The organism is Pseudoalteromonas sp. CR1 (assembly GCF_019392235.1).
Lineage (GTDB): Bacteria > Pseudomonadota > Gammaproteobacteria > Enterobacterales > Alteromonadaceae > Pseudoalteromonas.
Genome location: NZ_JAHXRM010000537.1, coordinates 1 through 244, shown reverse-complemented (window position 1 = coordinate 244; position 244 = coordinate 1). Strand labels below are relative to the sequence as shown.

Sequence of the window (244 nt, the reverse complement as noted above, 5' to 3'; positions counted from 1 at the left end):
GGTGCCAGGCCCCATTGGGCGTGCGGCCACCAGGCCGAGGAAGTGCTGACGGTAGACGTCGTCGAGTTGGGCGAAGTGGTAGCTGCCGGTGATTTTGTCGGCGAACTTGTAGTCCACACCACCGAAGTTGAAGTGCTTGCCGGTGGCACCGCTGACGAAGCGGCTGTTCTTGTTGTTGAGGGCGATGTCTTCGTAGTCGGTGGAGTCGCGGTCCTTGGCTTTGTCCAGGCGGCCACCGGTAAAC

At 61.5% G+C, this 244-nt stretch carries 1 protein-coding gene; it reads right to left on the bottom strand.

Going from position 1 to position 244, the window contains the following annotated elements; genetic code table 11:
• A partial coding sequence (locus tag KZZ04_RS20460; protein WP_219424072.1) for an OprD family outer membrane porin occupies nucleotides 1-244 on the bottom strand: 244 nt, incomplete at both ends.